The sequence below is a fragment of the Bradyrhizobium campsiandrae genome, from assembly GCF_014529705.1.
Taxonomy (GTDB): Bacteria; Pseudomonadota; Alphaproteobacteria; order Rhizobiales; family Xanthobacteraceae; genus Bradyrhizobium; species Bradyrhizobium campsiandrae.
Map to the genome: position 1 here is coordinate 74,422 of NZ_JAANIH010000010.1, position 13,199 is coordinate 87,620.

Sequence of the window (13,199 nt, forward strand, 5' to 3'; positions counted from 1 at the left end):
CTGCTGTCGGCCATGCGGCAGTTCGGCATAATCAGAGCGTTTCGAGGAAAGCGAGCAGCTCATCGCTTGGGCGATAACGCCCGGTATGCGTTTCTGGGCTGGCAACCTGCGCGAGCGCCTTTTCCTTCAGCCGCATGTCGGCGTGGATATAGATCTGGGTTGTTTCCACGGATTCGTGCCCAAGCCATAGAGCGATCACGGATTGGTCGACACCATGATGCAGCAATTCCATCGCCGTGCTGTGCCGCAACGTGTGCGGCGTGACGCGCTTGCCTGCGAGGCTCGGGCAAACTCGTGATGCTGCTAGGCAATGCTTGCGCACCAGGTGTTCCAACGCATCGCGACTGAGCCGCTCGCCCCGGATCGACGGGAACAATGGCCCATCGCTGTTACGGCGTTCGCCTATCCAGCCCTGAATCAGCTTAGCTGTATCGCGACGAAGAGGAGTGCTGCGTTCTTTCCGCCCCTTTCCGATGCAGCGGATGTAGGCGCCAGTCCCAAGAACCACGTCCTTGCAGCGCAGATTGATCAGTTCTGACGCTCGCAATCCGGTCTGAAGCGCAAGCAGCAACAGAGCGTGATCACGGCGTCCCACCCATATCGTTCGATTTGGTGCTGCGAGCAGCGCCGCGATCTCTTGAGCGTCAAGGAACGTCACGCTTCGCTTCACATACCGCTTGTTCGGCATCGAGAGAATACGCTGGCAATGAAGAAGCCAGCTCGGATCGGTCATTGCGACGTAGCGGAAGAATGATCGGATCGCGGCAAGGCGTGTATTGCGGGTGCGCGCCGTGTTGCCGCGCGCCGTTTCCACATGGGTCAGGAAGTCGGCAACGAGATCGGCGTCGAGATCCTCGATCGTGAGCTTCGTCGGCGGCTTCCCGCACCTGGAACTCGCATACCGGATCAGCAACCGGAATGTGTCCCGGTAGCCAGCGACGGTGTGGCGGCTCGCCTCCATTTGCGTAGAGAGCCGGTCGGTGAAGAAGCGTTGGATCAGCGCGGGGAAGTTGGTCGCCTTCATCGGATTCCCGCCTCCGCCGCCACGCCAGTCATTCGGGACGAAGCCAGTTCCAGCAGTTCCGGGACCGCTTCCAGATACCAATAGGTATTGGCAGGGCTTGCATGACCCAGCCATGTCGTGAGCTTGATCATCTCGCGGCTGACATCTTTGCCCGACCGGTACCAGTTCAGCATGGTCCGCACCGCGAAGGTGTGGCGAAGATCGTGAATGCGCGGCCCACGGCCATGTCGAAGATAAAGCTGCGGCTCTCGTAGCCCAATCTGCTGGCACACATGCGCGAAGTTGTAGCGGGCGCTGCAATCGCCAAGACGATGCCCCTCGCAGGTCACGAAGAATGCTCCCGGCCTGCGCCCGAGCAGCCGGTCCCGCTCGCGGCCGTAGCTTTCGAGCCGTTGCACGACGCTATGATCCAGCGGCAGCAATCGCTCCTTGCCGAGTTTGCCCTGCCGGACGTGAAGAATGCCGGATTCAACCTCCAGGTCAGCAGGATCGAGACCGAGAGCTTCGCTGATCCGAAGTCCGGTCACGGCGATCAGCCCGAAGAGCGTCGAGCAGGTCAGGCCACGCAGGCCGTAGACCGATGGTAACGTCCGCGCCTGATCGATGATCGCAACGATTTCAGCTTCGCTATAAATATATGGATGCACGCGTTGAAGGCGGCCAGGCACCAATCCTCGGGGTGGAGCCTCGTGCCTCGGATCAATGCCATGCAACCATTCCGCAAATTGACGGGCCACCCTGAAGCGTGTTGCCCGGGTTCCGGGACTGGCGGATGGCAGGCTCTCGAGCCAGCGCATGACCAGATTGGTGTTCACGTGCTGCGCGCCATCGCGGTCGGCGAAGGTGGCGAAGCGACGGAGTATCCGTGCATCGGTACTCAGATCGGCGCCGAGGACGCTTCTGAGAGTCACGTAGCGGTCAAGTTCGGCAAGGAAGCTCATCGTGCCTCCTCCGCGACGGGCCAAGATTGGGCGATGGAGCGTAGGCCATCCGTGTCGAGTTTCGCGTAGATCATCGTCGTCGCCCGCGACCGATGCCGTAGCAGATCGCCGATTTCCTCAAGCGATGCGCCGGAGCGCACCATATTCGTCGCTAGGCTGTGGCGCAGAACATGCGAGCCCACATAGGGCGTCGGCGGCTTCACGCCCGTCGCCGCGAACGCTTCCTTCAAGATGTCGTTTATGACCTGGCTGTCCTTGAATGGGCGGTTTGGCGCTCGGTGCGTCACGAACAGCGTGCGCGTGGTCGTTGACGTTCGCTCCTGCTGCAAATAGCCGATGATGGCTTCGCCGACGTCGGGCGGGATTGGCAACCGATCATGACGCTGGCCTTTTCCACGGACCAGCAACTCGCCGGCCCGCCAGTCCACGTCATCAAGCTGCATCGCGATGACCTCCGGTGCGCGCAAGCCGAGGCGGGCCATCAGCATCAGCATTGCGTAGTCGCGGGCGCCGCGCCGCGGATTGACCCGTACCGAGGCCAGAACTGCCTCCACCTCATCGGGAGACAGATGACGCGGAAGCCTGGCGCCCCAGGGCTTATGCGTCCTAGGCACGCTGAGCGACAGGTTGGTCGTCGTCAGGCCCTGTGCGAACAGATACTGGAAGAAGCTGCGCAGATGCGTGGCCGGCGTCTTGTCGCGGAACGGGTGCTTGCGCGCGAGCAGGTGCTCCATGAACGCCACGACATCCCGGATGTTCATCGCCGGAAGATCGAGCATATTGTCACCAAAGCGATGATCGAGGAAGCGATCCGCGAACCGCAGCACATGATAAATCGTTCGCGGGCTGAGGCCGCGCTGCTGCAGAAGATAGGTTTCAAAATTGCTCAGCAACTCTGCACGTTCGGCCTGCGCAGGTGTCAACGGTGGCCGTGTCGCCACCCCGATCTCAATCAGATGCGCGACAAACAGCCTGGCAAGATTGGGAACCTTGATCTGGCTTTTTGGTGTGACCGGCAACCGTCGCCCTAGTTCGACGGCAAGTTCTGGCGTCAACGCCGAGGGTGCAATGCCCTCGGTTTCGAGCAATCGCCCGAAGCGGCGAAGCAGGTATCGGTAATTCGCCAGGGTATCGGGTTTGTAGTTCTTTGCAGAAAGACTGTCCTCGAACGACGCGAAGTAGGGATCAAGGGAGGTAGTCTGATCTGATATTTCCATTTCTTGCGCTCCATGTTGTTGGAGCGACAACCTTCACGACAAAGACATATCTTTCGACCATATTTTGCGACAGCTTCCGACCCCATTGTCGGCGTTCGGAGCGCCGCGTTCGGCGCCCGAAACCTGCCGTTCATTCACTTCCACCCGACGGCAAAGTCGGGGCCGTCTGCTGAAGAGGTCATCAGGGAAATCAAGCGGCTCTTCAAGATTGAAAAGAACCCACCCACTGTTACCCGCGCCGAAGGTCGCCTCACGCGGCGCGGTGGCTTCTTGAAGAGTACGGCCTCGTCACCGACGACTATCACCGCACACAATGGGTGTGGTTCGCTGTGACCTTCACCGCAATCTGGCGCAATTTCTCCAGCGCTAAGTGGCGGATTGCGGGCGAGATCTCGAAGAAAAGTAGAACGGACGTTCGAGCGTGATGCCGCGAAAGTCTGGTCTGAGCCCAAAGTGACGAATGCTGCACGATGGGCGAATGTCGATTACCGACCTCACTACGCCAGCGTGCGCGTCATCTCACGGATCAGATCATTTGTCTCTGGTCTCGTCGTTTGGTGCCGATATCGAAGGGCCAAAACAGTTCTTGATATTTCAAGGCCATCGATGGGTTTCGACACCAGGCCCATGTCCGAAGGAATAGCGGTGGCTGGCAGGATCACCGCACCTGACCCTTGCCGAGCAAGTTCAACTAACCAATCCACGCGATTTGACCGATAGGCCGCGTAGAGTTCGTGACCATGATCCGCGCAGGTTCCATGCAAAACATCCCGCATTTCGCAATTTAGGCGGTCAAGCATGTCAGTTTTAGCAAGAGCCGAAAGAGAGATCGCATTTAGTTCAGCCAACGGATGCGACTTTGACACCACGACCTTGTAGTCCTCTTCATAGAGATGGTCTATACGATAGAGGTCTTCACTGACCTTCTCTGCGGTGACTACAACGTCAAATTCACCATCTCGTAACCCGGCAAGAAGCTCGGAGGTTGACGCAACGATCAATTCGATTTCGGCTTGCGGCAATCGCGTACGAGTACGCTCCATAGCTGCCGAAATCCTGTTGTGGCCAATCGTTTCGCCGACACCGACAGAGATTGGAACCCGCTCCAAGCGCATATGACGGACCGCCTCTGCCTTAGCCTGTCGCGTCTCATCGTGAACCTTCTGCAACCTTGGCTGCATGAGTTTACCGAGGGACGTAGGCCTGCATCCCGCACGGTCCCTGACAAACAGGTCACCTCCAAGCTCGTCTTCAAGTTTCTTGATCGCAGTCGTCAAGGAAGGTTGGGAGACATTGGAGGCACTGGCTGCGTGGGTGAAGTTTCGGTGCTCGCAGACGGCGAGAAAATACCTGATCTGGTTCATTTCCATCGCCACATTCTCCGTCACATCTCATTTCAGGCCATCAAAACAAGTTCGATAGTCCACGTCTATCAAAGAATAGAATTTCGGAATTGGAGCCCGGCGCACCCAGCATGGGACAAGAGTGCATCGAAACCAAACACGATGCACTTCAAATCAGGAGACGACCATGAAAGCGCAAATCCTTTAGACATTCGCCGCACTGGCTCTGTTCACAACTTCTGCAACTGCACAGGACAACGCAATGGAAAATCATACTGCCAGCTACATCGCCATGCCCGCCGCCGAAGGCCAGACCGGAGCCTTCGCGGAGTTTCTGGCAGGTGCCGCACCTATCGTGCGGGAAACAGAGACGGGAACTGTACTCTGGTTTGCTCTGCAAGCCGACGATATGCTCGCAATCTTTGACATCTTCGCAGATGAAGAAGCACGCGACGCTCACTTCTCAGGAGCGGTTGCTGCGGCTTTGAAGCAAAACGCCGACGCGCTGGTCGACGGAGGATGGGACGACGGTGTTGTCGCGAATATCAACAACTCCGATGTCCTGTCGGTAAAGGCGCCGGTTGATCTCTACACGGCAACGACCGCAACTTACATCAAGCTCGAAGCTGCTCCAGGTAAAGGCCCCGAATTGGCAGCCTTGCTGACCGCCGCCGGCCCCATCGTCGCAGAAACTGAACCCAAGACATTGTTCTGGGCGGCGCTGCAGATTGACGGGAACAACTTCGCCATCTTCGACATCTTTGCCGACAACTCTGGCCGCGAAGCGCACTTTGCCGGACAAGTCGCCGGACTCCTGAATGAAAAGGCTTCAGAATTGATCTCAGGTGGATGGGACGACGGTGTGGCGGCAAACGTCCACAATTTCGAAATCCTCGCTACCAAGTAATCTCGAGGTGACTTGAGAAAGAAGTGCCCGGTGCAATCCATCGGGCGCTTTGCTGTTTGAATTTAGATTCACACCAAAGCGGCCGTGCCGGAACTGGCAAGCGAAGCTCGCACTCGCCTCCGGCTTGGAAAGGGCGGCTATCGGCGGGAACATGTCCGCGCCTTCGCCCAACACGCCGAGATCGCGGACGACGCGATCTACATCGAGGGCAGCAAAAAACACCCTATTGAGGACGCCGGTAGCCACCAAAGGAGGAAAGTCGGCGGGAATCGGCGTTCCCGGTTTTTACCAAAGTGGCGGACCGGGTGGGATTCGAACATATACGCCGAAGTAATCGGCTTGCGCTTGGCTACGCCGTGAGCAATGTCGGCTTTCGGGACGCCGCAAGCGGCAGTCGAACGGCCGGAAAGGTGGCGCATTGCGGTCAAAGTACAGTAGCCTGCTGAACGGCCGCTTTCCCGGCTTGGGCGCCCAGAAGCGGTCGGGCAGCTTGCCACCCCATACTCGCCTTCTTCAAAGCGCTCTGATTATGCCGAACTGCCGCATGGCCGACAGCAGACGCAGCAGCCGCCGAACTCGGCCATGCGGCATAATCCATCTTACGGCATAATGAACCTTATGCCGATATCGGCATAACGGTCACTGGGCAGGCGCGGAGCACCGGCTCAACCGGGATCTCTCGCGCTATCATAGCGACCGCAGTGAACGCGCTCGCGAAGAGCTGATCGCGGATCTGGGCGCTTGCTTCGTCAGCGCCGATCTCGGTATCGTCCCCGAGCTTGAGCCGCGCGCCGATCATGCGAGCTACCTCGCATCCTGGCTCGCGGTCCTCGCCAACGACAGGCGCTTCATCTTCTCGGCCGCCGCGCACGCGCAGCGGGCCTGCGCCTATTTGCATGGTCTGCAGCCGCAGGCGGTGACTGTGCCGGAGGCGGCCTGATGCTCTCCGATCCAGCCTTTGACTGGGGCTGGCATTCGTCATTCAATTGCATTACATTTCCTTGGAAAGGAGGCGATCATGGCCACAAATGCGCTTGTCCAGACCCGAATCGACGCTGACGTACGAGACCGCGCGTCCGCCGTGCTCGAGGGCATAGGGCTCACGGTGTCGGACGCCGTGCGCATCCTGCTCACCCGAACCGCCAATGAAGGCGCGCTTCCGCTGGAACTCGTCACCAACAGCGAGGCGCATGACGCCTGGTTCCGGATGAAGGTGCAGGATGCGCTGCAGGATACGCGCCCCGACGTGCCTGACGAGCAGGCCGAGACCCATTTCGCCGCGCGCCGCGCGGACGCCCGGCGCAAGGCCGCCGGCGGATCGTGAAACTCGTCTGGTCGGCCTTCGCGCTCGCCGATCGCGACGGCATCTTCACCCATATCGAAGCGGACAATCCGCGCGCGGCGATCGCCGTCGACGAGCGGATCGCCACCGCAGCGCGCCGCTTGGTCGACTTTCCGGAGAGCGGCCGTCCCGGCCGCGTCGCCGGCACGCGCGAGCTCGTCATCACCGGCACGCCCTATGTGGCAGCCTACGCCGTGACCGCTGAGACGATCCGAATTCTGCGCGTCCTGCACGGCGCCCAAAGATGGCCGGATGAGCTGCCGCAAGGCTGAGCCGGCATCATCACCCCTTTTTCTGGGGTGGCAGTTGGAGGCTGCGAGGCAGATCGTAGGGCAGCCGCGGCGACATCATGCTTCTGGATGAACGAACACCGGCGATTTTCTCAGCCCCGCCCGCAAAGGCAAAGCCCTTCTCGCGTCCCGATCGCCTCACCTCAGACGCGATTCGCTCAACCGCTCTTGACTCTCGCCCCAACAACACAGAACAAATAGAGAACATGATGCAAGAGCCATCGCAGGAGGTCAAGGATCAACGTGCGGCCGCAGCCCGCCATAGAGTCGTTGCGCGCGCAAATCGAGAAGATCGAGGGTCGAACCCCGCGCGCGAAATCGGTGCTTCCATTCGGAATCGCCGAGGTGGACTCACGACTTCCCGGCGGAGGGCTGGCACTCGGCGCTCTGCACGAGGTGGCGGGCGGCGGATTCGGCGCCGTTGACGGCGCGGCCGCAGCCCTCTTCGCCGGCGGCGTCGCAGCGCGGACGAAAGGCAAGGTCCTGTGGTGTATCACGCGCCCAGACCTTTTCGCGCCCGCACTTGCCCAGGCAGGTTTGCCGCCCGACAGGGTGATCTACGTCGAGGCGGGTGACGACAAGTCGCTTCTCGCCTGCATGGAGGAGGGTCTTCGTCATGGCGGACTGGGCGCCGTCGTTGGCGAGGTCGCGCGTCTCTCGATGACTGCGTCACGGCGACTCCAACTCGCCGCTGAAGGAGCCGGTACGATCGGTATCGCGCTCCGGCGCTGGCGGCGCCAGACCGAGGCAGCCGATTTCGGGCAACCGACCGCAGCCATGACGCGCTGGAGAATTTCGGTGTTGCCCTCGTCGCCGCTTCCGGTTCCCGGTGTGGGCCGTCATCGATGGCTCGTCGAATTGATCCGCGCCCGCGCGGGCGAGAGTGCAGATTTCGAGTTGGAGGCTTGCGATGACACGGGTTGCCTCGCTCTTCCTGCCGAGCTGGTCGACCGACCGGCTGCGGCGGAAGGGCGGCGACGCGGCGCCTCCGCTTGAGGCCCCGCTCATCCTGATCGGCCGGGAAGGAAGCCGGCGCGTGGTGGTGTCGGCGGATGCCGCCGCGCGAGCGGCCGGCCTGCGGCCTGGCATGGCGGTCGCGAAGGCGCAGGTCCTCGTACGGGACTTGCTCATCCAGGATGCCGATCCGGTCGCAGATTTCGAGGCGCTCGAGCGCCTCGCCTTATGGGTGCTGCAACGCTTTGCCCCCATCGTCGCGGTGGATGGCGACGACGGCATCGTGATCGACACCACGGGCGCCGACCATCTCCATGGCGGTGAAGAGGCGATGCTCGATGCGCTCGTCGGGCGCCTTGCCATGTCCGGCATCGCCGCGCGGGCCGCCGTCGCCGACAGCTGGGGCGCCGCGCACGCCTTCGCCCGCTATCTCGCGCAGCCAGCTTTCGTGGCAGCACCCGGGCATGGGCCGGCGACGGTCTCGCCGTTGCCGCTGGAAGCGCTGCGCCTGCCCGCCGCCACGACCCACGATCTGCGTGTGCTCGGCTTCGAGTGGATCGGGGACCTCCTATTGCAGCCGCGTGCGCCGCTGACGCTTCGTTTCGGTCCCGAGCTCGGGCTGCGGCTCGATCAGGCGATCGGCGCGGCGGCGGAGCCGATCGATCCGGTTCGGCCGGCCGATCTCATCGAGGTCCGGCGCAGTTTTGCCGAACCGATCGGCGCCGCCGAGACCATCGCGCGTTACATCAGCAAGCTCGTCGTCGCGCTGTGCGAACGCCTTGAGGAAATCGACCTCGGTGCGCGACGGCTAGATCTTCATCTGCGGCGCGTCGACAACCAGCGCCAGGCAATCCGCGTCGGCATGGCTGTGCCCGTTCGCGACGCGAAGCGCCTCACCCGCCTCTTGTGCGACAGGATCGAGACGATCGATCCCGGCTTCGGCATTGAAGTCCTGACCCTCGTCGCAAGCATCGCCGAACCATTGGTCCGCAAGCAGACCGTCAGCGCGCTCATCGAAGAGGCCATCCCCGATGTGTCTGACCTGATCGACACGCTGGCCAACCGCGTCGGTGAGCGCGCCATCTACCGCGCGGCGCCGCTATCGAGCGACGTGCCCGAGCGGGCCGTCGCTCGAATTCCTGCGATGGCGCCCGATACCGGCGCCACCTGGCCGGGCCATTGGCCGCGACCGGCCCGCCTGCTGCCGCGCCCCGAGCCGATTGAGACCGTCGCGCTCTTGCCCGACCATCCGCCGGTCACTTTTACCTGGCGTGGTATCCGCCGCCGTGTGCGACGGGCCGACGGGCCCGAGCGCGTGTTCGGCGAATGGTGGAAGCGTGATGCCGAACTCGTCGCGGTGCGCGACTATTTCCGGCTCGAGGACGAGGCCGGCGAGCGATATTGGGTGTATCGCGCCGGCGACGGCGAAGACGCTGCGACCGGATCGCATCGCTGGTTCATGCACGGGGTGTTCGGATGAGCACCCATCGCTATGTCGAGTTGCAAACGACATCGCACTTCAGCTTCCTGCGCGGAGCCTCCTCGGCCGACGAGCTCTTCGCCCAGGCGGCGGTGCAGGGCATCGAGGCGCTCGCGATCGTCGACCGCAACAGCCTCGCCGGCATCGTGCGCGCACACGAAGCTTCGAAGGCAACCGGCGTGCGCCTGATCGTCGGCTGCCGCCTCGATCTCTCCGACGGCATGTCGCTCTTGGTCTATCCGAGCGACCGGTCCGCTTATTCGCGGCTCTGCCGATTGCTCTCGCTAGGCAAGCGACGCGCCGGCAAGGGCAAGTGCAGCCTCGGATGGGCCGATGTCGTTGCTTACGGCGAGGGCCTCATCGTGGTGCTCGTGCCGGACACGGCCGATGATGATTGCCGATTGCACCTGCGCCAGCTGCACGACGCATTCGCCGATCGCGCCTATATGGCGCTCACGCTCCGGCGCCGGCCGAACGATCAACTGCGGCTTCACGCGCTCTCGAACGCCGCTGCGGCCGCGAAGGTCCGAACCGTCGTGACCAATGACGTCCTCTTCCACGCGCCCGATCGCCGGATCCTGCAGGACGTTGTCACATGCATCCGGCACAACGTCACGATCGACGCGCTCGGCGATCGGCGCGAGCGGCATGCCGATCGCTTTCTCAAGCCGCCCGAGGAGATGCATCGCCTCTTCACGCGTTACTCCGACGCTTTGGCGCGCACGCTTGAAATCGCCGATCGCTGCCGTTTTTCGCTCGACGAGCTCGCCTATCAATATCCGGAGGAGCGCGACGATCCTTCGCTCTCGCCGCAGGAGACGCTTGAAAAGCTCACCTGGGAGGGCGCGGCGACGCGCTATCCCGAAGGGCTGCCCGACGAGGTGCGCGCTGTCCTCCAGCACGAGCTGCGCCTCATCAACAAACTCGACTACGCGCCGTATTTCCTGACGGTTAACAGCATCGTCAGGTTCGCGCGCTCACGCGACATCCTGTGCCAGGGACGCGGCTCGGCCGCGAATTCCGCCGTCTGCTACGTTCTCGGCATCACCTCGATCGATCCCGGACGCAACGACCTGTTGTTCGAGCGCTTCGTCAGCGAAGAGCGCCGCGAGCCGCCCGACATCGACGTCGATTTTGAACACGAAAGGCGAGAGATCGTCATGCAGTGGGTGTTCGAGACCTACGGCCGCGATCATGCCGCTCTGTGCTCGACCGTGATCCGTTATCGCACGAAAGGCGCATTGCGCGATGTCGGCAAGGCGCTCGGCCTGCCCGAAGATCTGATTTCGTCGCTCTCCGGCCAGGTTTGGGGCTGGTCCGAGGAAGGCGTTGAAAATCGCCATGTCGAGGAGCTCAACCTCAATCTTGCCGATCGACGGCTGCGATTGACGCTCGATCTCGCGCGCCAGCTCATGGGCGCGCCACGACATCTCTCACAGCACCCCGGCGGCTTTGTCTTGACCCACGATCGGCTCGACGATCTCGTGCCGATCGAACCGGCGAGCATGAAGGACCGGCAGGTCATCGAGTGGGACAAGGACGATATCGACGCGTTGCGATTTATGAAGGTCGACGTCCTCGCCTTGGGCATGCTCACCTGCATGAAGAAGGGTCTCGATCTGCTCGCGCACCACAAGGGCGTCGAGCTCGACCTTGCGACGATTCCTGCCGAGGATCCTCGTACCTACGCCATGATCAGGAAGGCCGATACGCTCGGGACGTTTCAGATCGAAAGCCGTGCGCAGATGTCGATGCTTCCGCGCCTAAAGCCGCGAACCTATTACGACCTTGTCGTCCAGGTGGCGATCGTTCGGCCTGGCCCGATCCAAGGCGATATGGTCCATCCCTATCTTCGCCGCCGCGAAGGACGCGAGCCCGTCCATTATCCCAAGCCCGAGCTCGAACAGGTGCTCGGAAAAACCTTGGGCGTGCCCCTGTTTCAAGAGCAAGCGATGCGGGTGGCGATCACCTGCGCGGGCTTCACGCCCGGCGAAGCCGATATGCTGCGCAAATCGATGGCCACGTTCAAGTTCACGGGCGGGGTCTCATCGTTCAGGACCAAACTGATCGACGGCATGGTCGCCAACGGATACGAGCGCGATTTCGCTGAGCAGACGTTTCGCCAATTGGAAGGGTTCGGTTCGTATGGATTCCCGGAAAGTCATGCAGCTTCGTTCGCGTTGATCGCCTATGCGAGCGCCTGGCTGAAATGCTGGCATCCGGATGTCTTCTGCGCGGCTTTGCTCAACAGCCAGCCCATGGGTTTTTATGCGCCGGCGCAGATCGTAAGAGACGCGATCGGGCATGGCATCGAGGTACGGCCGGTCTGCGTCACGGCCTCGCGCTGGGATTGCACGCTGGAGCCAACCCGCGACGAAAGCCGCTTTGCGGTCAGGCTCGGCCTGCGGATGGTTCGCGGTCTCGCCAATGGCCACGCCGCCCGGATCCTCGCGGCCCGCACCGATAAACCCTTCGCCTCGGTCGACGACCTCTGGCGCCGCTCCGACGTGCCGCAAGCCGCACTCGTTCTCCTGGCCGAGGCAGATGCATTTCGGCCGGCCCTCGGTCTCGCCCGGCGCGAGGCGCTGTGGGCGATCAAGGCTCTCAGGGACGAACCTTTGCCGTTATTCGTGGCCGCCGCGGCGCGCGATCACGGATCGAGCGCCGAGCTCAACGAACCCGCGGTGGCGCTGCAATCGATGAAAACGGGCGGCGAAGTCGTCGAAGACTACCGGCATGTCGGCTTGTCATTGCGCAGTCACCCGGTCTCGTTTCTTCGCAGCGACCTGCATCGTCGGCGCATCGTCTCCTGCGCGGAGGCGATGGAATCGCGCGACGGCCGCCGGCTCGAAGCAGCCGGCATCGTCCTGGTCCGCCAGCGGCCCGGGTCAGCGAAGGGCGTGATGTTCATCACATTGGAGGACGAGACAGGCATTGCCAACCTCGTCGTCTGGCCGAAGGTCTTCGAAACCAATCGCCGCGCCATCATGGCGGCGAGCATGATCGCCGTGCACGGCCGCATCCAGCGCGAGGGCGACGTGGTTCATCTGGTCGCGCAGCGGATCGTCGACCTGTCGGGCGAGCTGGCCAGCGTCGGCGAGCGCGAGGCCAGCTTTCCGCTGCCTTACGGTCGCGGCGATCAGGTCCGCAACGGCGGTTCGGCCCCCGATCCACGCGAGCGGGCGCCGAGGGCGGTGCGAACGCGCGACATCTATGTGCCAGACCTCCATATCGACACCATCAAGGTGAAAACGCGAAATTTCCACTAGCGGCGGCCGCGAAACTAAATCCGTTTCACAGTTGAAAGCATTCGAGGGCCGATCAACAATACCGCTGCAATTACCATAAGGATCGGAAATCAACGCAACGGACCGATCCAGCCCCAGGGAGATGCAAATGGCCGACGACAAATCGAAACGAGGCAATGCCGACCGTCGGCGCGTCGCCGGCGGCGAAGGGTACGAAGTCAGTTATTTCGCCAAAAAGCACGGCATCACGAAGGACCAAGCCGAGGGCCTGATCAAGCGGATCGGCAATGATCGCAACAAACTCAACGCAGCCGCCGAAAAGCTGAAGAAATAAACGCAGCGCGGCGAAAGGCTGTTCATCCAGGACAGTTACGCGATCAAAGGACAGGTCGTTCGATTATGGCGACGACGCCCAAAACAAAAGCAAGATCGACCGCACGCGAGACGAAGTCT

Annotated in this window: 11 protein-coding genes and 1 pseudogene; 8 read left to right on the top strand and 4 right to left on the bottom strand. The window is 62.0% G+C overall.

All coding sequences use genetic code 11. The features are described from left to right. Positions 1-31: 31 nt before the first annotated feature. From G8O24_RS09660 to G8O24_RS09675, 4 genes are all read right to left on the bottom strand, one after another. Entirely contained in the window at positions 32-1,024 is a 993-nt protein-coding gene (locus G8O24_RS09660; RefSeq protein WP_024897186.1) for a tyrosine-type recombinase/integrase, read from the bottom strand. After that, complete coding sequence (locus G8O24_RS09665) at positions 1,021-1,965, bottom strand: tyrosine-type recombinase/integrase (protein WP_188098618.1); 945 nt, start codon at positions 1,963-1,965, stop codon at positions 1,021-1,023. The genes G8O24_RS09660 and G8O24_RS09665 overlap by 4 nt, the downstream gene beginning before the upstream one ends. Beyond that, a complete protein-coding gene (locus tag G8O24_RS09670) occupies positions 1,962-3,182 on the bottom strand; it encodes a site-specific integrase (RefSeq protein WP_024897184.1) in 1,221 nt (406 codons plus the stop codon). Before G8O24_RS09670 ends, G8O24_RS09665 begins: the two co-directional genes overlap by 4 nt. Positions 3,183-3,679: 497 nt before the next feature. After that, positions 3,680-4,546: a LysR family transcriptional regulator gene (locus G8O24_RS09675; protein ID WP_244645799.1), complete on the bottom strand. Its 867-nt coding sequence runs from the start codon at positions 4,544-4,546 to the stop codon at positions 3,680-3,682. A 241-nt stretch (positions 4,547-4,787) separates the two neighbouring features. Between G8O24_RS09675 and G8O24_RS09680 the strand changes: the two genes are divergently transcribed. The 8 genes and pseudogenes from G8O24_RS09680 (at position 4,788) to G8O24_RS09715 (ending at position 13,080) form a co-directional block, all read left to right on the top strand. After that, positions 4,788-5,432: an NIPSNAP family protein gene (locus G8O24_RS09680; protein ID WP_188098620.1), complete on the top strand. Its 645-nt coding sequence runs from the start codon at positions 4,788-4,790 to the stop codon at positions 5,430-5,432. Between the two features lie 640 nt (positions 5,433-6,072). Then, a pseudogene (locus G8O24_RS09685) lies at positions 6,073-6,372 on the top strand (zincin-like metallopeptidase domain-containing protein); the annotation flags it as partial. Between the two features lie 78 nt (positions 6,373-6,450). Next, complete coding sequence (locus tag G8O24_RS09690) at positions 6,451-6,756, top strand: type II toxin-antitoxin system RelB/DinJ family antitoxin (protein ID WP_006023692.1); 306 nt, start codon at positions 6,451-6,453, stop codon at positions 6,754-6,756. Continuing rightward, positions 6,753-7,046, top strand: coding sequence for a type II toxin-antitoxin system RelE/ParE family toxin (locus G8O24_RS09695; protein WP_006023691.1), 294 nt, complete (start codon positions 6,753-6,755; stop codon positions 7,044-7,046). The genes G8O24_RS09690 and G8O24_RS09695 overlap by 4 nt, the downstream gene beginning before the upstream one ends. A gap of 261 nt (positions 7,047-7,307) precedes the next feature. After that, complete coding sequence (locus G8O24_RS09700; protein WP_024921641.1) at positions 7,308-8,060, top strand: ImuA family protein; 753 nt, start codon at positions 7,308-7,310, stop codon at positions 8,058-8,060. After that, positions 7,975-9,498, top strand: a complete 1,524-nt coding sequence (locus G8O24_RS09705) for a Y-family DNA polymerase (protein ID WP_188098623.1) — start codon at positions 7,975-7,977, stop codon at positions 9,496-9,498. The genes G8O24_RS09700 and G8O24_RS09705 overlap by 86 nt, the downstream gene beginning before the upstream one ends. Then, positions 9,495-12,767: an error-prone DNA polymerase gene (locus tag G8O24_RS09710; RefSeq protein ID WP_188098625.1), complete on the top strand. Its 3,273-nt coding sequence runs from the start codon at positions 9,495-9,497 to the stop codon at positions 12,765-12,767. Before G8O24_RS09705 ends, G8O24_RS09710 begins: the two co-directional genes overlap by 4 nt. A gap of 127 nt (positions 12,768-12,894) precedes the next feature. Continuing rightward, positions 12,895-13,080, top strand: coding sequence for a DUF3606 domain-containing protein (locus tag G8O24_RS09715; protein WP_006023679.1), 186 nt, complete (start codon positions 12,895-12,897; stop codon positions 13,078-13,080). Positions 13,081-13,199: the final 119 nt, after the last annotated feature.